General features: G+C 64.4%; 19 protein-coding genes and 1 pseudogene. 14 read left to right on the top strand and 6 right to left on the bottom strand.

All coding sequences use genetic code 11. The features are described from left to right. The first annotated feature begins 12 nt into the window (after nt 1-12). Genes ACFFCA_RS01175 through ACFFCA_RS01165 form a run of 3 tightly spaced genes read left to right on the top strand, consistent with a single transcriptional unit; the run spans nt 13 to nt 2,374 of the window. Entirely contained in the window at nt 13-1,008 is a 996-nt protein-coding gene (locus tag ACFFCA_RS01175; protein ID WP_375481086.1) for an alcohol dehydrogenase catalytic domain-containing protein, read from the top strand. Further along, the gene (locus ACFFCA_RS01170; protein WP_375481085.1) at nt 1,005-1,613 is read left to right on the top strand and encodes a carboxymuconolactone decarboxylase family protein; all 609 of its coding nucleotides are present in this window, start codon (nt 1,005-1,007) and stop codon (nt 1,611-1,613) included. Before ACFFCA_RS01175 ends, ACFFCA_RS01170 begins: the two co-directional genes overlap by 4 nt. Next, the gene (locus ACFFCA_RS01165) at nt 1,610-2,374 is read left to right on the top strand and encodes an alpha/beta fold hydrolase (RefSeq protein ID WP_375481084.1); all 765 of its coding nucleotides are present in this window, start codon (nt 1,610-1,612) and stop codon (nt 2,372-2,374) included. Before ACFFCA_RS01170 ends, ACFFCA_RS01165 begins: the two co-directional genes overlap by 4 nt. A gap of 720 nt (nt 2,375-3,094) precedes the next feature. On the opposite strand, the gene ACFFCA_RS01160 is transcribed toward ACFFCA_RS01165, so the two are convergent. From ACFFCA_RS01160 to ACFFCA_RS01135, 6 genes are all read right to left on the bottom strand, one after another. After that, complete coding sequence (locus ACFFCA_RS01160; protein ID WP_375481083.1) at nt 3,095-3,514, bottom strand: carboxymuconolactone decarboxylase family protein; 420 nt, start codon at nt 3,512-3,514, stop codon at nt 3,095-3,097. A 177-nt stretch (nt 3,515-3,691) separates the two neighbouring features. Continuing rightward, nucleotides 3,692-5,299, bottom strand: a complete 1,608-nt coding sequence (locus ACFFCA_RS01155) for a GMC family oxidoreductase (protein ID WP_375481082.1) — start codon at nt 5,297-5,299, stop codon at nt 3,692-3,694. A gap of 69 nt (nt 5,300-5,368) precedes the next feature. Then, complete coding sequence (locus ACFFCA_RS01150) at nt 5,369-5,773, bottom strand: heme-binding protein (RefSeq protein WP_375481081.1); 405 nt, start codon at nt 5,771-5,773, stop codon at nt 5,369-5,371. Between the two features lie 288 nt (nt 5,774-6,061). Further along, on the bottom strand, nt 6,062-7,090 hold the full coding sequence (locus ACFFCA_RS01145; protein ID WP_375481080.1) for an aldo/keto reductase: 1,029 nt from the start codon (nt 7,088-7,090) through the stop codon (nt 6,062-6,064). Further along, a complete protein-coding gene (locus ACFFCA_RS01140) occupies nt 7,087-7,512 on the bottom strand; it encodes a cupin domain-containing protein (protein ID WP_375481079.1) in 426 nt (141 codons plus the stop codon). The genes ACFFCA_RS01145 and ACFFCA_RS01140 overlap by 4 nt, the downstream gene beginning before the upstream one ends. Before the next feature lie 62 nt (nt 7,513-7,574). Beyond that, nucleotides 7,575-8,114, bottom strand: a complete 540-nt coding sequence (locus ACFFCA_RS01135; protein ID WP_375481078.1) for a YciI family protein — start codon at nt 8,112-8,114, stop codon at nt 7,575-7,577. A 310-nt stretch (nt 8,115-8,424) separates the two neighbouring features. Here ACFFCA_RS01135 and ACFFCA_RS01130 point away from each other — a divergent pair, with 310 nt between their 5' ends. From ACFFCA_RS01130 to ACFFCA_RS01080, 11 genes and pseudogenes are all read left to right on the top strand, one after another. After that, complete coding sequence (locus ACFFCA_RS01130) at nt 8,425-9,366, top strand: ABC transporter ATP-binding protein (protein WP_375481077.1); 942 nt, start codon at nt 8,425-8,427, stop codon at nt 9,364-9,366. Further along, nucleotides 9,363-10,226, top strand: coding sequence for an ABC transporter permease (locus tag ACFFCA_RS01125; protein ID WP_375481076.1), 864 nt, complete (start codon nt 9,363-9,365; stop codon nt 10,224-10,226). The genes ACFFCA_RS01130 and ACFFCA_RS01125 overlap by 4 nt, the downstream gene beginning before the upstream one ends. 59 nt (nt 10,227-10,285) lie before the next feature. Next, on the top strand, nt 10,286-11,362 hold the full coding sequence (locus ACFFCA_RS01120) for an ABC transporter substrate-binding protein (protein WP_375481075.1): 1,077 nt from the start codon (nt 10,286-10,288) through the stop codon (nt 11,360-11,362). A 66-nt stretch (nt 11,363-11,428) separates the two neighbouring features. Then, nucleotides 11,429-12,439 (top strand): amidohydrolase family protein, encoded by a 1,011-nt coding sequence (locus ACFFCA_RS01115; protein WP_375481074.1) that lies wholly within the window; start codon nt 11,429-11,431, stop codon nt 12,437-12,439. Then, nucleotides 12,436-12,723, top strand: a complete 288-nt coding sequence (locus ACFFCA_RS01110; RefSeq protein WP_375481073.1) for a NifU family protein — start codon at nt 12,436-12,438, stop codon at nt 12,721-12,723. The genes ACFFCA_RS01115 and ACFFCA_RS01110 overlap by 4 nt, the downstream gene beginning before the upstream one ends. Before the next feature lie 151 nt (nt 12,724-12,874). Next, nucleotides 12,875-13,837, top strand: coding sequence for an alcohol dehydrogenase catalytic domain-containing protein (locus tag ACFFCA_RS01105; protein ID WP_375481204.1), 963 nt, complete (start codon nt 12,875-12,877; stop codon nt 13,835-13,837). Next, nucleotides 13,834-14,169: pseudogene (locus ACFFCA_RS01100) on the top strand (FadR/GntR family transcriptional regulator); the annotation flags it as partial. The gene ACFFCA_RS01105 and the pseudogene ACFFCA_RS01100, both read left to right, overlap by 4 nt. Before the next feature lie 3 nt (nt 14,170-14,172). Further along, a complete protein-coding gene (locus tag ACFFCA_RS01095; protein WP_375481202.1) occupies nt 14,173-14,751 on the top strand; it encodes a FadR/GntR family transcriptional regulator in 579 nt (192 codons plus the stop codon). Between the two features lie 9 nt (nt 14,752-14,760). Beyond that, nucleotides 14,761-15,414, top strand: coding sequence for an RraA family protein (locus tag ACFFCA_RS01090; protein WP_375481072.1), 654 nt, complete (start codon nt 14,761-14,763; stop codon nt 15,412-15,414). Nucleotides 15,415-15,501: 87 nt separating this feature from the next. Beyond that, complete coding sequence (locus ACFFCA_RS01085) at nt 15,502-16,341, top strand: fumarylacetoacetate hydrolase family protein (protein ID WP_375481071.1); 840 nt, start codon at nt 15,502-15,504, stop codon at nt 16,339-16,341. Continuing rightward, the gene (locus ACFFCA_RS01080; RefSeq protein WP_375481070.1) at nt 16,332-19,889 is read left to right on the top strand and encodes an indolepyruvate ferredoxin oxidoreductase family protein; all 3,558 of its coding nucleotides are present in this window, start codon (nt 16,332-16,334) and stop codon (nt 19,887-19,889) included. Before ACFFCA_RS01085 ends, ACFFCA_RS01080 begins: the two co-directional genes overlap by 10 nt. Nucleotides 19,890-19,983: the final 94 nt, after the last annotated feature.

The following is a 19,983-nucleotide window of genomic DNA, read 5'->3' as shown; positions in this document are numbered from 1 at the left end:
GACGAGGACTGGATGAGAGCGATCGTCGTCAGCGACGTTTCGGAATACTCGGTTGAAAACGTGCCGGATCCCGTGCCGCGCGCGGGCGACGTGGTTGTCGAGGTCAAGGCATCGGGCCTGTGCGGTACCGATGTACACCTGGTCCGGGGCGAGCTCACACCGTTGAGCTACCCGTTCACGCCTGGCCACGAGGTGGCCGGCATCGTTGCCGATGTCGGCGGTGATCCGACAGCACCCCGCGAAGGCTCGCGGGTCGCGGTTCACCCCTTCATCGAGTGTGGTTCTTGTGCGACGTGCAGGGCAGGGCGGCCGAACATCTGCGCGTTCCCGACGATGATCGGTGCGGGCGGACGTGCAGGCGGGTGCTCCGAGTACATCGCGGTTCCGGCTCGCAAGGTGTACCCGCTCGGCGATCTGTCCTTTGCCGCGGGCGTGATTGCCGAACCCTTGGCCTGCGTCGTGCACGCTCTGAGCAGGGTCGTTGCGCCGGCGGAACGTGTTCTTGTCGTTGGCGGGGGCGTCAGCGGCTCCCTATTTTTCGACCTACTCACCGCTCGTGATGCGCCCTCGGTGGTGGTCGTGGATACAGCACCCGGCAAGCGACGCGCAGCGACAGCGCGAGGCGCTGACGCCGTGTACTACTCAGTCGACGAGGCGATCGAGGCTCACGGGGCCAATTTCGATCTTGTCGTCGACGCGGTCGGCGCGCCCGGGATCTTCGAGCGTGCCGTCGATGCAGTCGCAGTCGGCGGCGACATCCTGCAGTTCGGTATTCCCGGAGATCAGGTAAGGGCGTCTTTCAGTCCTGGCCTGCTCTATCGCAAGGAGTTCCGAGTCATCGGCTGCCGGGGGTTGGGCGACGACTACCCGGCTGCGATCGACTACCTACGAGAAGGTGCGGTCGACTGGGCCTCGCTGGTCGAGCCGCCGGTCGGTCTTGATTCTTTCGGTCCCGCCTTGGAAGACGTCGAAACCGGGCGGGTACAGCGTTCGATCCTGGCACCGTGACAACCCCGCTCACGACCCGCGCCGGAGGCCACGACATGAGCGCTGAGCGCTTTCCTACCCCCTCAGATGAGACCCTTACCGCCTTGCAACGTGAGGCGATAAATGCGGTCGCCGGCTCGCGCGGCGCGTTCGGGGGGCCGTTCGTGCCTCTCTTGCACAGTCCGAGGCTCATGCGAGCAATCGCGCGTGTTGGCGAGTACCTCCGCTTCGAGAGCGACCTGCCGTCGAGCATCTTTGAGATGACCGTCCTGGTGACTGCTCGGGCATGGAATCAACCTTTCGAGTGGAACCACCACGCACCCCTCGCCATCAAGGCTGGGCTCGATCCTGCATGTATCGCTGACCTTGCGGCCCAGCGCCGTCCCACCAATCTGGACCCGACACACCTCGCCGCCCACGATGTCGTCGTCGAACTCATCGGTACCCACCAGCTTGACGACGAGACATTCGCTACGGCTGCGTCCGCGTTCGATGAAGCAGCTTTGATCGAGATCATCGCCACTGCGGGCTACTACTCGGCCCTCGCGATGATTCTTAATGCCGGTCGCATCTCCGATGAAACGGGATCAGATCAGCTGCCAGCCTCGATCGAGAGGTCCTGGTGACTCACAGCGTCACGCCACAGCGGCAGGTCGACGACGAGTCCGACCTGCTCGTCCTACTGCACCCTCTCGGCGTCGACAGGCACTTCTGGGATGCGCACCGTCCCTACTTCGCCGATTGGCAAGTCGTGGCACCGGACCTACCCGGTCACGGCTCGTCGCAAGTTGTTCTGGACGAGCCCACACTTGAGGCCCTGACCGAGGCGGTTCTCGATGAGATCCGGCCCGGCATCAAGCGCATGAGCCTTGCTGGCGTCTCGATCGGGGGCATGGTCGCCCAGCAAATCGCCATCGATCGACCGCGATCGGTCGACCGGGTCATCCTGATCGATACAGTCGCGCACTATCCCCCGCCCTGGGACGACATGTGGCGATCGCGAGCAGAAGCGATGCGTCAGCAAGGCCCGGAAAGCCTCGTCGAGGCCACGATGGCCACCTGGTTCACCGAACAGAGCTTGACGGCGAACAGCGAACCCGTTCGGTATGCACGCCGGGCCCTCTCGGCGACCAACCCCGATTCGTACGCGAGGGCGTGCGAGGTCCTGGCCGACGCCGATACCAGGCCCGCACTGCACACCATCGCAGCGCCGACGCTCGTCTTGTGCGGTAACCAGGAACCACCTCTTTTCACTGAAGGCGCGCACGAGCTGAGCGAAGCAATCGCCGAGGCCGAGCTCGATTGGATCCACGGAAAGCATGCTGCTGCGTTGGAACGACCGGCTGAAACGAGTCAGCGCATGCGAGCGTTCTTGCAGCACGCCTAGACGCCGTGCGTCGCCGATGCTGGAGCGGACCTTGGCTTCGGTGAGCGCGCTTCGTGGCCGCCATCGACCGCTCCCACTCGTGCATGACAGCGGGGGCGTGCTCGAGATCGATCTGGATCTTTCGGGTCTCGTCGGCGGCCAGGGTCGAGTCCATTCCCGCTCGGACCGCCGACAAGATCCGGTCGAGTTCGATAAGCATTCACGTTGCCGGCGGCGAGCGGACTGCAACTCTGTCGGCTCCTCGATTCGCCCGGATTTCCTCGTCGAGGACGGCCGAAAGAGCTGCCCCATCCGATTCCACCCAGCGGCTGCGGCTTCTACCGACCCGACCCGTCCTACCTGGCCGCGATCGACCAACGACTCGCCCAACTGCGCGGCGACCGCGCAATCGCGCTCGCCGCTCACGTCGCCCGCTGGGTGCTGGACAAGCTCGACGAAGAGACAGACCGGTCTTGTCTCCTCGTTCAGGACGAGCAAGGAGGCGATGTCGGCGTTGCCCAACCCGTCGGCGACAAACACGAGCACCTCGCGCTCGCGTGGGTGAAGTGTTGTAACGTCTCATCGTCGGTGTCCGGCGCTCGCCGTGGCGAGCGACCATCTGCGTGGTTCGCGATCAGGCGACGCATGATCTGCGGCGCGACCAGGACATCGCGCACGTCTGTAACTGACGGCGTCCGTCGCAACCTTCGGTCGCCGCATTGTCTTTGATCCATCGATTCGTTATGAGTCGGCTGGCACGTCGTATGCGTTCAGGAGCACGCACGCAGCCGTGTAGTAGAGCGTGAGAAGAACAACCGCGTCGAGAGCATCCTGTCCAATAACCGTCACGGCGTGGTCATAGGTGTGCGCCGGAAGCACTCCGCCTTGAAGCAGCGAATCAACCAGTTCGACGGCACAGGCTTGCTCGTCGGTCAGGTTCACGGGATTCACCCCGGCGCACAGTGCGTCTATCTGGGCTGCACCCAGGCCGCGGCGTTTCGCAGCCAGGGTGTGGGCATGCGTGGCGTAGCGAGCATCGAAGTGCCCACACACCCGGAGAATGACGGCCTCGCGTGCCCGTTCGGAGAGTCCCGGTCTGGCTGTCACCGCTTCGGTCAGGCTGCCCCATGCCGGGGCTATGTCTGGAAACTGGATCAGCACCGACCATGGCCCGGCGAATGTGCCGTCAGGTCGCTGGACCCCGGACCCCGCGTACGCCCTCGAACTGGTTACTCCTTGCGCGATTGCATAAGCCGATCGTTGCGCGTCAGTCAGACCGCCGGGCCGAGCTTCAGGTAGTCGCACAGTGATAGCCCTCCTGCTCGTTGCTCGCGGCCGTCAACGGGAAGCGCGAATGAAATCGGCGGCCCGCTCGCCGACCATGACGGCAGGCATGTTCGTATGACCGCTGATCGGAGCCGGCAGGACGGAGCAGTCGGCGATGCGCAACCCGTCGAGGCCCTGCACCCTCAGCTTCGAGTCGACGACGCCGGCGCCTTCGGGACTCATGCGGCACGTACCGATCGGGTGGTAAGCGGTTCGCACGGCAGTGCGGACCCACGCACCGAGATCCTCGTCGCGCTCGACCTGTGGACCAGGCGTCAGCTCAACGCCGACATGATCACGCAGCGGTGACTGCCCTACCAACTCCCTCATCGTCCGTATGTTGATCAACAACCGGTCTACGTCCTCCGAATCGCCGAGGATGTTGTCGAAGATGCGCGGCGCATCGTCGGGCCTGCCGGATCTCAACTTCACCCAGCCCTCACTCTTCGGCGCGAGCAGTGTGTTGGCCACCTGCATCAGGTCTTCGGGCGGCGGGTACAGCCCCGGCACCCAGACGCGCGCCTTCGCCTGGTTCGCAGGAACGAAGAAGTTCTCCAGGTCCGGGTATTCCAGCGAAGGATCCGAACGGTGGTAGATCATCGCCGACAGCGGCAGCGTGCCGAGGTAGCCCCGGCCCGCTAGCAACCAGCGCACTGCGGCGACAGCCGCGCGGTCAAGGCGAAGTTTCTGTCCGAACTCGAGCGGTCGCTTGGCGGCGAAGAACAGACTGACAAGCGGATGATCCTGGAGATGGCGCCCTACGTCCGGCGCATCCACGACGACGTCGATCCCATTTTCGCGTACATGATCGGCCGGTCCGATACCCGACAGCATCAACAGTTGAGGCGTCCCGTACGAACCGGCGCACAGGATGATCTCGCGCTCGGCCCGGACGCGCTCGGTCCCGCCGGCGTGGCGGTAATCCACCTCGACAGCGCGCGTGCCGTCGAGCCGGACACGAGTGGCTTGCGCCGAGGTGACCACGGTAAGGTTTGGTCTCCGCCGCTGCGCACGGATGTATGCCCGCCCCGTATCCGCACGTCGCCCAGAACGCGTGATGGTGAGATCGGGGAGCCCTACTCCGACTGGCTCACTCCCGTTGAAGTCATCGGTCTGAGGCAAACCGACAAGCCTGGCTGACTCAACGATCGCCTCGAAGAGGTCATCCGGATGCGCGTGCGAAGTCTGTAGCGGCCCGTTCGGCCCGTGATACCGGGACGCACCGCGCCAGCTGTTCTCGGAGCGCGTGAAGAACGGTAGGACTTCGTCGTACGACCAGCCAGGCACGCCGAGCGACTCGTAAGAGTCGTAGTCTCCACGATTGCCGCGCGAGTAGATCATCCCGTTTATGCATGAGCCGCCGCCGAGGACGCGACCAGCGGGTGCTGGTATGGCGTTGCCATCGGCGCCTGGCTCACGCTCGGTGATCCAGGCGTAGTCGAACCATTGCCGTCGGCGCTGCACGCCCCATGCCAGCGGCATCGCAATGAAAGGATTGCGTCCTGAGCCACCCGCTTCGAGGAGCAGGACCGAAACGTCGGATTGCTCACTCAATCGCGAAGCGACGACACAGCCGCTCGAACCGCCCCCGACCACGACGTAGTCAAAGTGTCTCAACATCGCCCCATCTCTCAGTGCCGCGGTGTGTGTCCGACGCAGGTCGCGAGGCTCGGGCCGCCGCAGCTGAAGTCACGATTCGCTCCCGTGAGCGAGCACCGCCGCGGCGGCGTTTGCGATCCGAATATCAAGATCGCCAGTGGGCGAGCTGACTCCCACTGCGCCGATCAACAGCTCGTCCTCGAGCAGACCCAGTCCGCCGGGAAGCGCGACCACGTCGGGAAGCGTGGTGATTGCCGCCAACATCTGCGGACGCTTGACGATCGTGTCGACGAGGGTCGCAGTGTCCCGGTCGCCCATGATCACACAGGTAACGGCCTTGCGCCGCGCCAGATCGACTCCTACCAACGGCGCGCCATCCATCCTCACCATTGCCTTCAACGTCCCCACCGCATCGACGACGGCAACCGTGGCGGGCGCGCGTAACTCTTCGGCGTTGCGCACGGCCGCATCGATCACGGCGCGAGCGGCGCTCATCGAAATCGACGAGATAGGCACAGCGTTCGGCGGCCCAGCCATGGCACCTCTCGCGATCACTCGTTCTTGTCGGGCAGTGACCGTGCTTCTCGTCCCGCAGCCTCTTGTCGAGCCAGGATTGCGCTCGGCATCCGCTCAACGCAGTAAAGCGGGCCCGTCATGTCCGCGCACTGTCCGACGTCGTGAAAGCTTGCTATCGGTCCTGACAGCTTCCGTGAACTTCAACCCGGACTCCGGAGAACTTCGGGAGCGCGTCGCGAGTTGCGACTACTCGAGCGGGCCGGCTCGTCAGTCGTTGTCGCATCGCACGACGCGGTCCGCCGAGTCGCTTGATACGGCATCGAGAGCGCTCAATTCCGCTGCGGTGAAATCGATGTGCATGAAGGACAGCAGCTCGCTGACCTGTGAGGTCGTCCGCGCGCTCACGATCGGCGCGATCACACCGGGCTGTCGAGCGGTCCACGCTGTCGCGACGGCAGCGACAGTGACCTCGTGCTCGCGCGCGACGTCGGTCAGCACCTTCAGCACCGCGATGCTTCGCTCCGCGTCGAGGTCCTCCGGTCGTATTAGCGCGCCACGAGCGCTGACTTGTGGTCCTGCGACCTTGTGTCCCCTCGTGCCGTACTTCCCGGTCAGCACACCCTTGGCCAGCACCCAGTAGGGCAGACAGGCGATGTCCTGTCCGATGCAGAGGTCACGTAACCGGCCTTCGAAGCCCTCTGTCCCAAATCGATCCTCTCGAAGCCACCGACGCTCCAGGAGGTTGTACTGCGTGGATAAGGCGACGAAGGTGGCGTAACCACCGGCCTTCGCAATGTTGAGGGCGAGCTTCAGCCGCTCCACCGAGTAGTTGGCGGCGGCGACGTGGCGCACCCAGCCCGCCTGCACGAGCTGACCAAATGCTGCGACCGTGTCCTCGAGCGGGGTGCTTCGGTCGTCCATGTGCGCGTACAGCAGGTCGATCTGCTCAACCTGCAGCCGCCGCAGCGAGGATTCGACGCCAGCCCGGATGTTTGTCGGCGACAGTCCGCCGCGACCGCCGACCTTCGTCGCGATGACGACATCCTCTCGCCGACCGCGACGTCGCATCCACCTCCCGATGATGAGTTCGGAAAGCCCGCCGTCGCTGCCTGGCCCGTCCGCGGAGTAGACGTCAGCCGTGTCGACGAAGTTGCCCCCTGCTGCCGAATAGGCGTCGAGAACAGCAAAGGACTGAGCCTCGTCCGCCGTCCATCCGAACACGTTGCCGCCGAGGCACAGCGGATGCACGCTCAGATCGCTGCAGCCGAGCCGGCGCCGCGGCGCCAGACTGGTCACGCCCCTGCGGCCGAGACCTCGATGTCACGAGGGTCCGCCTGGGCGGCCTCCGCGGTGTAGTCGTGCCGCATTCCGTCGGGCTGGAACGAATGAGTCGTGCCGAACACGATGCAACCCTTCGGGTAGTAGAAGGGTCCGTGCAGCACGTTGGCGGGAGCGAAGTGGAAGTCGCCGGGGCCCAACTTCTTGCCATCGACGTGCATCTCGCCCTCGATCACGATCCCCCAGTGCTCCATCGCATGTTGATGCTCCGGCTCGACGTATCCCGGCGGGAACCGCACCATCACGGCTCGTAACCCGTCACCACCGTCGTCCTTGAAGATCTTGTATTCGCAGCCCTCCGGCAGTGCGAACATCTCAGCCGGCACCCACTCCAGCCCTGCAGCCGACTGGGTGTACAGCTTTGCGAAAGTGTCTGTCATAACTCCTCCATCGGTTTGGTATGACGTCTATGCGTGCTAGAGCAGCGAGGGATCGTGTGACGTCAACGTCTGCCACCGAATTGCCAGTCGCACACCTCAATGTGGCTGTACCGGTCGGTAGTCAGGATCGCGGACGCTGCATCGGCATCAGGCGCCTGAAGCAGCGCCGCCGTCCCCAGCCACTTCGATGCGTCATCGGACAACAATGTTCCGAACGCGACCAGATTCTTCGTGTCCTGCGTCTTCTCGCTCTCGTGAACACCGGCGCCGAGTCCGACCACCAAGAAGTGTTTCCCTGCCGTTGAGTCCCCGCGAGGCCCGTCCGTCGTTCGGTGCAGCGCGTCCTGCCACCGGCGCAGCAACACGTCCCGGTAGACGCCGGCTTGATACGCCGGCTCCTCGAACACGAACGCCCGGGCTTCGGCCGGCGTCGCCACGTCGACGATGTAGACGCTTCCGGAGGGCACATCCCCCTCGAAGGTCGGACCGCGCACGACGAGCTGCTCGGACCATCGCTCGAGGTACGACCAATGATCTTCCAAGCACTTCATTCGCAGCGCGAAGGCACCCGGACGGTCACGTTGGAAGCAGAAGAACTTCACGCCGTCACGACTCCCGGACGCGCCAAGCGCACCGTCTGATCCCGGTCGCGACCCTGGCCTGGCCAGTGGCCACAATGCGTGTGGTTTCGGCTAGCCGCTCGCCAAGTCGCCAGGTCACTTGAAGACTATTCGTCGTGACCCAGCCGTCTGTCAAGGGCCTCGCACACGGCAACACCGACGCCCCTCGAACGCGCCGCACCAGAACTCGCCGTTGACACCGCGCGGACGAGCCCGCACACTTCGTCGGCAAGTCACCAAGTCAACTGGTGCATCTGAGTCCGCACAGCCTCACACCGGAAAGGACCGTCGAATGAATCGACAACTGCAGGTCCGGACGGACGGTGCCGCGAAGGCGGGCTCCACGGAAACGTCCGTTCCGGCTGCCGCCGGCGGTGTCGAAGACGTGGAGAAGCCCGACGGCCTGTCGCACGAGGGGAACTCGACCGGTGAGTCCGCCAGCTCGGCATCGGTTCCACCGATTTCGCCCCTGCTCGAACTGCAAGATCTGGCTTTCGGTTACGCGGCCGGGACGCCGGTCATCGACGGCCTGCACCTGTCGCTAGCGCCGGGAGAGATCGTGTCCGTCGTCGGCCCATCCGGATGCGGCAAGTCCAGCCTGCTCCGTCTGATCAGTGGCCTGTCCCGTCCGTGGCGCGGCCGCATCACCACCGCCTATCGCCGCCCCGGACAGCACGGCATCAGCATGGTCTTTCAGGACGACACGCTGCTCCCGTGGCTTCGAGTCCGCGACAACGTCGCCCTCCACCATCGATTCAACGGAACCCGACGCCGCAAAGACACTCACGAGCAGGTCAACAATCTGCTCGGCATGGTGGGCCTCTCGGATAAGGCACACGTGTATCCGTCGCAGTTGTCGGGCGGCATGAGGCGTCGTGTCGCGGTACTCACCGCGCTCGCCGCGAACCCGGAGCTGTTATTGCTCGACGAGCCCTTCTCCGCGCTGGACGAGCCGACCCGCGTCAGTGTGCACCGCGATCTCTACCGACTGGTCAAGGATACGGGCGCCAGTGTCGTCCTGGTGACCCATGACCTCGGCGAAGCAATTTCGCTATCCGACCGCGTCGTCATGTTGTCCTGGCCGCCGTCGACCGTTGTCGAAGACCTCGCGATCCCGTTCGGCCACGATCGCGACGTCGCCGGGCTCCGCTCGGATCCACAGTTCCTCGAGTTGTACGCGCATCTCTGGGCTGGCATGGAAGGCCAACTCTCGTCGCACGGATCCGCGTCATGACCGTGTCCCCGCCGCGCTCGACGCCCGTATACGGTCGAACCGACGATGACCGGCCCGGCCGGCCGGCTGTGCCCTGGGTGATAACCCGCAGCCTGATCCAAGCAGCACTGGTCGTGCTCGGTCTGCTCGCCTGGCAATTCCTGCCGAAGATCGACTTCCTCGCCGACCACATACGGTTCCTTGATCCCTTCTACATCAGCTCGCCCACCCAGGTATGGCACAGCTTGCGTCTGTTGTTCGAGGGTGATCCCGCCACCGGCGGCTCGGTGTGGCCATACCTTCGTACAACCGTTCTGGCCACGGTCGAAGGCACTGCCATCGGCCTGGTCCTGGGCGCGCTGGCAGGGTTGCTCCTGAGCAACAGCTGGCGGCTCAGCGAGGTCTCACGCCCGTTCATCGTGCTGGCCAATTCGGTGCCGCGCATCGCGTTGATCCCGATCTCGGTCGTCATCTTCGGCCCGACGCCCCTGGCCTCGATCATCAATGTGATCGCCGTCGTCTTCTTCGTCGGCTTCTTCAACGCTTTCGAGGGCGGTCGGAGCGTCAAGCCAGCCATGCTGGAAAACGCTCGACTGCTGGGGGCCAGCCCGTGGCAGCTGATGCGCTCTATCAGACTGCCTCGAGTTCTGACCTGGACGTTCGCCGCCGTCCCCAACGCCATTTCCTTCGGCCTGATCGTCGCCGTCACGACGGAGCTACTGGCAGGTGTTCGCGGAATGGGACAGCTGCTCCAGAATTCCACGACCTACGTTCAGACCTCGACCACCTTTGCCATCGTCGTGATCCTCAGCGTCTTGGGCTTGATGCTCTACGGAGCCGCCATAGCAATCAAGAAAGTCGTGCTGCGCTGGGAGGAATGAATCCTGGCGATGTCGCGACAACTTGCCCGCACCTGATTTCGTAGAGAAGAGATTCCCTCATGCAACGTCACACCAAGGCAAGATTCCGCAACACCACTGTCTGTCTCGCGGCCGCGGCGACAGTCACCGCGTTGTCCGCGTGCAGCTCCGAGAGCGGGAAGTCAGGCGATGCCGGCGGCGCCCACATCAAAGTTGCGGTCGCCTCCAACGCGGTCAACTACGCCGCCTTCTGGGTGGCATCGGGCGAGAATCTCTTCAAGAAGCATGGCGTCACGGTCGACGTAGTCAACGCCAATGCGCTTGCCGTAGCGCCCTCGCTGCTGACCAGCGGTCGAACAGATCTACTGTTGACCAGCGCCTCGCAGGAGATCTCCGTCGCCGCGGCCGGCAAGCCCATCAACATCATCCAGGCGATGTTCAACTACTCGCCGCGAGGGCTCGCCTTCGTCGGGAGCTCGAAGGTGAAGTCGATGGCGCAGTTGAAGGCCAAAGGTTCCAACTGCAAGATCGCCACCACGCAGAAGGGCACGGCCGTCTATGCGTTCGCCCGGCAGGTCGCCCGGGCCTACGGTCTCAAGTGCTCACTCACAGAGCTGACGACCAATCCGCTCGAGGTAGCCGCGATGACAGCCGGTCGAGCAGATGCGGCGGCGTTCACCCCGGCCGACGCGGTGACCGTGATCGCTCGCGGGGCCCACGCACTGATCGACCCTAGCTCCATCACCGACAGGCAGGCCGCCAAGATCGTGCCCAAGCCTTTCCCCATCCTGACTGTGTCTGGCCTGACGTCCACACTCAAGAAGAAGTCTCCTGCCGTGGAGCGGTTCCTGGCCGGGTTGCAAGAAGGACTCGGCCAATTGCGTTCGGAGTCCGCCGACGAGGTTGCGGCGATCTTGGCGAAAACGCCGTATTTCCAAGGCCTGTCAGCGGCTCAGCTGGCTCAGTCCCTCAAACCAGCCATGTCCTCCTTCCCCAGTGGGGCTCGCGCAGGCGTGATCAGTGAGGCCGACTGGACGACCGCGCTGAAGAGTTTCCAGCTGGACTTCGGTCTGCCTGGCTTCGATGCAAAGGATCCCAAGTTCGGCTACGCCACCATCGTCAACATGAGCTATCTCAAGAAATCGAAGGACAAGTAGAGTCGTCCACTATCCCGACCGAGAAAAAACACTCCTGCGGGAAGGCGCACGATGCGTGACGGAAACATGATCTTCGACCTCGTGGTCCATGTTCACAACCTGCTACGCGAGAACCTCACCACTCCAGCAGCAAGGGTGGCCACACCCTATGTGCATCGAAACCTCCAGATGTACAAGCGTGGTCTCGAAACCATTCCACCACTGGCCCAAGCCTTCCGGGTGCCACCGGACCCGCAGGTGGTGTACGACAAGATCTTCGGCCACGGCTCAGAAATTGACTACGCCATGGCGCAGGTCGTGCCCATGTTCGACCTGTTCGCTGAGAGTCCGGAGGAGAACTACCAGCGCGTGTACGAGCTCACGAGGCTCGCGCCGGACAGAATAGTCTTCTGCGGAGGAACCGATCCCGTGCTTCGTGGAGTCAACACCGCCCTTCGCGATATCGAGGGTCAGGTGAGTGACTTGGGGGCCAGATCGATCAAGCTGTACACCGCGCACGCCGGAGGCGCGTCCTGGCGAATGGATGATCGTTACATCGCCTATCCCATGTACGAGCGCATGCTCGAGCTAGGGTGCAATCTGGTTCAGGTCCACAAGGGCGACCCGCAGGGAACGGAGCCGCTCGACGCGCTGCACCCACGCGACGTCCACCAAGCGGCACTCGACTTCCCCGAGCTGAACTTCATCGTGCATCATCTGGCTTTTCCATTCGAGGACGAAGCTATCGACCTGGCCGCGCGGCTCCCCAACGTGTACGTCGCCATGTCGACCTGGATAAATATGATCCGCATTGCGCCAGTCGAGACCGCGATGCGGCTGGGCAAGATGCTCCGGTGGTGTGGGCCCGAGAAGGCCATCTGGGGAAGTGAGACGCCGCTATGGCCGAGCGCACAAGCCCTGCTGGAGGACTCCTACACCTTTCAGATCTCCGAGGACCTCCGCCGAGGATGGGACTTCCCGGAAATCACTGACGACGATCGCCGGCTCATGTTCGGGCACAACCTGCTCCGCTTGCTCGATCTGGAGCCGTTGCCGGCAGTGGGCGGCCCCCGTTCTCCGGTCGGACGGATCGCGTGACTGCTGCCGCCGACGCATCGGATGAAGTCCCGGCGCGTGCCGAGAGAACGCGCGCGACGGTAGAGCGGATACTCGACCGCAGTGTGCGTCCGTCCCTCAGCTCGCACGCTGGGGGTATAGCTCTCGTCGAAGTCGACGAGAGCCGGCGTAGCGTGACCTTGCAGATGCGCGGGCCATGCGGCCCGTGCTACTTCCGGCGCACATGCGAATCCGGCGTCGTGCGGCCCGAGCTACATCCCGTGCTGGCGGGCTATGAGGTTCGCATCGTGGGTGGTCCACGGTGACCGCGACCAACGCGACCGGCGGCAGGCGGAGTGCTCAGCCGCCTGCGCAAGCCGCTCTAGTTCGTTGCGCGGGTATGACGGTATCTGTCCCATCAGAAGAGCGGCGTCGGTGCGCGCGGCATTGATGCGGTCCGTAGGGACGCCGTTGACCGTGGCGCAGGTGGCGCCTCCGCAGCCGGCCTCCAACCGACTCCTCGTGCAGGTTCAGGCAGTGGGGCTGTGCGGTACCGACCTGAAGATAATCGACGGCCTCTTAGGTGAACCGCCCTCGCTGCCGCTGATCCTGGGCCATGAGATAGCGGGCGTCGTTGTGGACGGCGACGACCGGCTGGCATCCGGCACTCGGGTGGCGGTGCGCGGCCTACAGCCGTGCGGGCGGTGCCACCGATGCGACCGGGGGCTCGTCACCGTCTGTACATCCGCAGCGCACCTCGGCTTCGACCTTCCCGGCGGACTCGCCTCGGTCGTGTCGGTGGCGAGCAGTTCCGCGATGCCTATCCCGGACACGCTAGGTATGGCCGAAGCGGCAGTAACCATGGACGCGGTGTCGACGACGTGGCGTGCGCTCAGGACCCGTGCGTCCGTGGCCGAGGGCGAGACGGTGGTCGTATGTGGGGCCGGGGGGTTGGGCAATTCGGCGATCCAAATCGCTCGATGCGCCGGAGCGAGAGTTGCCGCGATCGACCCGTCGCCGGCACAGCGCGATGCCGCTGTCCTCGTCGGAGCCGACCTCGCCGTGGCACCCGCCGATGCGGCACACCTTCTGGACTGGGCTGCGGACAGCGGCATTGACGTGGGTGTCGAGTGCAGTGGGACGCAGCGAGGTTTCGACACCTTGTCCGACCTCGTATCGCCGGGAGCGAGGATCGTATGTAACGGCTATCGTCCTGGCGTCGATTACGGCATGGACTCCGGACGGCTCGTGCTGGACGAGATCAGCATTCTCGGCAGCCGCAACTGCACACCCGCGGAGGCCAGCGCGGCCTTGGTCGCGGTGGCAGACGGGCGGATCCGCCCGTTCGTGTCGAGAACGATCGACCTCGACGACGTCAACGATGCCATCGACTTGCTACGCCAGGGTGTGGTCGTGGGTCGCATCGTCTTAACACCATGATTTGTCCGCCTGCGTTAAGATCACTTGGTGACCTTGACTCAAGCCGACCCAGCTACTCGACGGATCCGACAGTGACCAGCACAGGTCAGTCGCGAGCGGCCCCTACGCAGACCAGTGCCCTGACCCGGCCACCCGCCCCGGAGAGAATCAAGGCATCTCAGGGGATCATGAGATCTCTCCGTGCCGACATTGCGTCCGGCTCGCTCCCGCCGGGAGCGCGACTGCCCACCGAACGCAACCTCGCCACCTACTTCGCAGTGAGTCAACCAACGGTCCGAGAGGCCATCCGTGGGCTCGAAGCGGTCGGTCTCGTCGAGAGCCGTCACGGAAGCGGCGTGTACGTCAAGGCAACTCGCGACGACTTCGTGTCTCGGAGCATGGAGGCGCTTCTTCAGATGCAGCGTGCGCACATTCGAGAGGTGTTTGAGGTGCGTCGCGCACTCAGCATGCACTCGGTTGTGCTGGCGTGCGTCGGCGCCACCGAGAAGGACATCGACGGAATGGAGAGCGCGCTGCACCGGATCGACCGCGCAACCGACGCCCAGGGAGTCGCCGACGCGATCGCGGATTACCAGATCGCGTTCTCCGCAGCCGGTGGAAACGCACTGCTCACGGCTCTGGAGAGCGTGCTGATCCGGATCTTGCTCCAGATCCAGTTGATGGCCTATGGAACTCGTCGCGACGACTGGTGGCGGACCTACGCCAGCGAGCTCAGCAACCACCGTGTCCGACTACTCGAGGGTCTGCGCAAACGAGACGTCGACGCGGTCCTCTCTGCTTGGCGAGGCTATATGGACGCACAGCACACCCGCTTCGAGACCGATCCGGTGCTGTCACAAATCACGCTCGACGACCGCGACGCGATCGACGCGGTCGGCGACATCGCGATCAACGTGTCGCCCCGCCTGAGCTGATCTTCAATCATGGCGCAAGGCAGGTGGCCCGCGGGTGTATCGGCGGCTGAATCCGACTGGCGGCGACTGCTCGAGTTCGGCGCCGCAACGGTGTACGAAGCGCAGGGGTGCCGCGGAGCGGTCGATGAGGCGATCAAGCCCATCGACCCCGGCATGCAGATTGTCGGGCCGGCGTACCCGGTCGACGCCGGGTACGCGGACAACCGGATGCTCCACCTGGCGCTGACTCGCGTCCCGCCGGGCCACGTCCTCGTTGTAGACGCACGCGGTTGCGTGCACGCCGGACCGTGGGGTGACGTCTTGACCCGCGCGGCCCAGCAGGCTCGGGTGGTCGGCTTGGTCATCGACGGTGCGGTCCGCGATGCGCAGCGGATTGTCGACCTCGGTTTCCCGGTTTTCGCCCGCGGGCTGTCCATCAGAGCGACCTCGAAACAGCATCGCGGCGAGACCGGCGGACGAGTGGTGATCGGCGGCTGTGCGGTGTCGATGGGCGACGTTGTGGTGGGCGACCGAGACGGCGTCGTAATCGTGACCGCCGACGACGTGGAGAACGTTCTCGTCGCGGCCGCCGGGCGAGAAGCTCATGAGCAGAACATCGTCGCTCAGGTGCAGGCCGGGACCACAACGGCCGACCTCTTGAACCTGTCTAGCGACGACGCTTGACAACGCCCTGCCCATCGGGAAATCTTCAAGTCACCAAGTGACCTTGCTGTCGGTGAGGATCGTTGGAACCCTAGCAAGGAGACCCGAGTGAGAATCGCGAATGTTGACGGCAACCTCGCGATCGTGGTTGGCGACGGGTACATCGACGTCTCGCGCGCGAGCGCGCGGCAGTTCGGGAGCGACGTCCAGCAGGTGTACTCGCGACGGGACGAACTCGTTGACTGGTGGCAGGGCAGCCGCGGCGAGCGCGACATCGATGGTGCGCTGAGTGAGGTGACGCTGCGGGCGCCGGTCCCCCGCCCGCGACAGGTGTTCGCGCTCGGTCTGAACTACGACGAGCACGCCCGCGAGGCAGGTCTGCACTCGAAGGGCCCGGTACCCGTTTTCACAAAGTTCCCGAGCTGCATCGCTGACCCGTTCGGTGACATCCGACTACCGACCGAATTCGTGGACTGGGAGGTCGAGCTCGTTGTGGTTATCGGACGAGAGACCAGCGAAGTCACCGAAGACGACGCGTGGTCTCACGTGGCCGGCCTCACAGTCGGACAGGACCTGTCCGAGCGCCACGAGCAGATGGAGGGGGCCGCTCCACAGTTCTCACTCGCCAAGTCCTACGCAGGGTTCGGGCCGATCGGACCGTGCGTGGTCACTGTCGACGAGATCGATGATCCTGATGACCTCGAGCTGCGCACCGAAGTCAACGGCGAGATCATGCAGAACTCTCGCACGTCGTACATGATCGCCGGCGTCGCCGAAACGATCGCCAGGCTTTCGCGGGTCTGCACTCTCTGGCCAGGCGACCTCATTTTCACGGGCACGCCCGGCGGAATCGGTAACGCACGCAACCCCAAGGTGTTCCTGCGCCCAGGCGACGAGCTGGTGTCCACCATTGAGACCATCGGCACCATTCGGCAACGATGCAAGTGACCTCGACGCCCGATACCGTCCTGCACGATCGGTACGTCGCGACGACGGGTCGAGCACACCTGACCGGCGTTCAGGCTCTTGTCCGGTTGCCACTGGATGTTCGCCGAGCCGACCAGCGTGCCACTCGGCGGACCGCGGCGTTCATCTCCGGCTACGAGGGATCCCCGCTGGCTGGATATGACCTCGAGCTGAACCGTCAGCGAGCACTTCTGGACGAACTCGACATCGTCTTCCGACCTGGGGTCAACGAAGAACTTGCCGCGACCGCGGTGCAGGGTGCGCAGCTTGCCGCGACGATGAGGGGCTGCCGAGTCGACGGAGTCACCGGATTCTGGTACGGCAAGACTCCCGGCCTCGACCGTGCCGCCGATGCGCTGCGACACGCAAACCTGGCCGGCGCGCACCCTTCCGGCGGCGCCGTTGCGCTCGTGGGGGACGACCCGGGCGCGAAGTCATCGACGATGCCCGGCGCGAGCGAGGCGTTGCTCGCTGATCTCGGGATGCCCACGCTCTATCCGGCCGATTCCCAGGACGTCTTGGACCTTGGCCAGCACGCGGTCGCGATGTCCCGCGCTTCGGGTCTGTGGGTCGGCATGAAGATCACCACGAGCGTCGCGGACGGATCGTCCACCGTCCTTCTCGATCCCGCCCGGGTGGCGCCGATCGTCAACCAGGAATCGACCGGCATCAGGTTTCGCCACGAGGTCACCGGCAAGCTGCTCAACCCGGTCATCACAGACCTGGAGAGGTCGCGTAACGGCGTACGGAGCGAGATCGCGGTGGCGTACGCCCGCATCGCCGAGCTGAATCGCATCGTGCGGTCCGACGTTGACGACCGAATCGGCATTGTCGCCGCGGGTAAGACTTTCAACGATGTACGCCAGGCTCTCGAGATCTTGGGCCTGGACGACGACGAGCTGACGCGCCGAGGTGTGCGGTTGCTCCGGCTAGCCATGATCCACCCCGTGGAGCCCGACGTGGTGCGACGCTTCTCCGAAGGGCTGGACGACCTGATCGTCGTGGAGGAGAAGCGCGCATTCGTCGAACTCGCCGTTAAAAACATCCTGTACGGACGTCAGCATGCACCCAGGATCCTCGGACGCAAGGACGAGAGCGGCCAGGACCTCTTCCGTTCGACCGGAGAACTCGATCCGGACTCCATCGCCTCCGCCCTGGCCGGCGTTCTCTCGCGTCGTGGATCCTTCCCATCGGTCGACAGGTGGCGAGCGGTGCAGAGCACCGGACCGGATCGAGCCGCCCGCAAGAACCTGCTTCCGCTCGCGCCCCGAACGCCCTACTTCTGCTCTGGCTGCCCGCATAACACCTCGACGAAGGTTCCCGACGATTCCCTGGTCGGAGCGGGCATCGGCTGCCACACCATGGTGTTGATGATGCAACCCAAGCAGGTCGGCGAGGTTGCAGGTTTGACTCAGATGGGCGGCGAAGGAGCGCAGTGGGTCGGAATGTCTCCGTTCCTCGACCGTGCTCATTTCATTCAGAACATCGGCGACGGGACCTTCCACCACTCGGGCAGTCTCGCCATCCGACAAGCAGTAGCGAGCGGAACCAACATCACCTACAAACTCCTGTACAACTCTGCGGTCGCGATGACGGGAGGTCAAGACATCGTCGGAGGGATGACGATTGCACAAATCGTCCGCCAACTTCATGCCGAGGGTGTGGCCGGGACGATCGTCACGTCCGACAGTCCCGGGGTGCTCGGTCGGAGAGAACGGCGGCTGGCGGAAGTCTGGCCCACCGTACGAGCGGTCGAGGCACAGGAACGACTGGCCGGCGTGCCCGGAGTGACCGTCTTGATACACGACCAGGAATGCGCCAGCGAGCTCCGACGCAAGCGCAAGCGCGGGCAGATCGAGGAACCGACCACTCGCGTGGTCATCAACGAGCGCATCTGCGAGGGCTGCGGCGACTGCGGCGCGAAGTCCAACTGCCTGTCCGTGCAACCCGTCGCGACGGAGTTCGGCCGCAAGACCCGAATCGATCAAAGCTCGTGCAACAAGGACTACACGTGTATCGACGGCGACTGTCCAGCGTTCATCCGGGTGCGACCCGGCTCCACCCCGGTCACACAGCGTCGTGCGCCTGATCTTCCGCCGGCCAACTCGGTGCCGCATCCGTTGGTCGGTAGTCACACCACCCGCATTCTCGGGATCGGTGGCACGGGCGTCGTGACCCTCGCTCAGGTGCTGAGTACGGCCGCGACCCGGAGCGACAAGTACGTCGTCACGCTGGATCAGACCGGATTGGCCCAGAAAGGCGGAGCCGTCGTTTCCGACGTCACGGTCAGCGACCGTCCGCTTGCGCGGGCCGGCAAGGCAATAGAGCGTGACGTTGACCTGTATCTCGGCGCGGACCTTCTGGTCGCCGCCGACCCGAAGAACCTCGCCGCGACGGCCGCGGAACGCACGATCCCGGTCATCTCTACCGCTCGCGTACCTACAGGGCCCATGGTCGCCGACGTCAAGCTTGACTTTCCGAGTGTGCCCGATGTTGTCGCCGCAATACAGGATCGAATTCCGACCGACCGAGGCGTATATCTCGACGCGCGCGAGATCACGCGCACTCTGTTTGGCGGCGACCAATCCACCAATCTCTTCTTGGCTGGGATCGCGTCCGGACTCGGGGCCATGCCGATCCCCGCATCGGCGATCGAAGAAGCTATAGCGCTCAACGGCGCGGCCGTCGCCCAGAACACGCAGGCATTCCGACGGGGTCAGCAGTATGTCCTCGACCCCGCTGCGTTCCGAACCGTGTTGGAGAAGCTGACCAGGACGCCGAATGAGACTGAGGCCGGACTCGACGCGGCCGCGTCTGCTCTCGTCGACTCGATCGGTGCGGAGCCCAACTCGGAGTTACACCGCCTTCTCGAGATCCGGGTGCCCGAGCTCATTGCCTACCAGAGCCACAGCTACGCGCGTCGGTACACGGAGCAGGTTGCTTGGGTTGCCCAGGCGGAGAGAGCGCGCGTGCCGGGCTCGACGGGCCTGACCATGGCCGTCGCCCGGCATCTCTACAAACTCATGGCTTATAAGGACGAATACGAGGTCGCGCGACTCGCCCTGGATCCGATAATCAACCACGATCTCACTGAGCAATTCGGAACCGGAGTAAAGACGGCCGTTCTTCTTCATCCCCCGGTTCTGCGCGCGTTCGGTCTCAAGCACAAACTGGCCTTCGGACCGGCAGGTCGCATTGCGCTCATCGCGCTGACGCGGATGCGCCGGCTCCGAGGGACCGTCATGGACCCGTTCGGACACTCGAAGGTACGGCGCACAGAGCGGGCGCTGGTACGAGAGTACGTAGAGGCGCTGGACCTGGTCATTCGTGGGCTTAGCCCAGCCAACGTTGCGACGGCGATAGCCATCGCGCAGCTACCCGACCTCGTTCGAGGGTTTGAAGACGTCAAGATGAAGAACGTGGCCGAGTATCAGGTCAAGCTGGCCGAGCTAGTCGACAAACTGGGGGAGGGTGACTCCGACCGAATCCGACGTCGCCGTCCAGACCGGCCGACACCTGAGTCCGATTGACCCCGGTAGCAACGGCGTCGGGCGCGGCCGCAATGGCGGAGGTCGTCAGCAGGGGTCGCCGACTTTGACAGCCAGCGCGAGTGCCTTCTGAGGG

Source organism: uncultured Jatrophihabitans sp. (genome assembly GCF_964252635.1).
GTDB lineage: Bacteria > Actinomycetota > Actinomycetes > Mycobacteriales > Jatrophihabitantaceae > Jatrophihabitans.
Note: the sequence above shows the minus strand (reverse complement) of the source record. Positions and strands in the feature narration are given on the sequence as shown.

Excerpts from the sequence above, each read along its gene's own strand:
- ACFFCA_RS01115 (WP_375481074.1), top strand. The coding sequence starts at position 11,429 with ATGATCTTCGACCTCGTGGTCCATGTTCACAACCTGCTACGCGAGAAC.
- ACFFCA_RS01125 (WP_375481076.1), top strand. The coding sequence starts at position 9,363 with ATGACCGTGTCCCCGCCGCGCTCGACGCCCGTATACGGTCGAACCGAC.
- ACFFCA_RS01130 (WP_375481077.1), top strand. The coding sequence starts at position 8,425 with ATGAATCGACAACTGCAGGTCCGGACGGACGGTGCCGCGAAGGCGGGC.
- ACFFCA_RS01080 (WP_375481070.1), top strand. The coding sequence starts at position 16,332 with ATGCAAGTGACCTCGACGCCCGATACCGTCCTGCACGATCGGTACGTC.
- ACFFCA_RS01120 (WP_375481075.1), top strand. The coding sequence starts at position 10,286 with ATGCAACGTCACACCAAGGCAAGATTCCGCAACACCACTGTCTGTCTC.
- ACFFCA_RS01155 (WP_375481082.1), bottom strand. The coding sequence starts at position 5,299 with ATGTTGAGACACTTTGACTACGTCGTGGTCGGGGGCGGTTCGAGCGGC.
- ACFFCA_RS01175 (WP_375481086.1), top strand. The coding sequence starts at position 13 with ATGAGAGCGATCGTCGTCAGCGACGTTTCGGAATACTCGGTTGAAAAC.
- ACFFCA_RS01090 (WP_375481072.1), top strand. The coding sequence starts at position 14,761 with ATGGCGCAAGGCAGGTGGCCCGCGGGTGTATCGGCGGCTGAATCCGAC.
- ACFFCA_RS01140 (WP_375481079.1), bottom strand. The coding sequence starts at position 7,512 with ATGACAGACACTTTCGCAAAGCTGTACACCCAGTCGGCTGCAGGGCTG.
- ACFFCA_RS01150 (WP_375481081.1), bottom strand. The coding sequence starts at position 5,773 with ATGAGCGCCGCTCGCGCCGTGATCGATGCGGCCGTGCGCAACGCCGAA.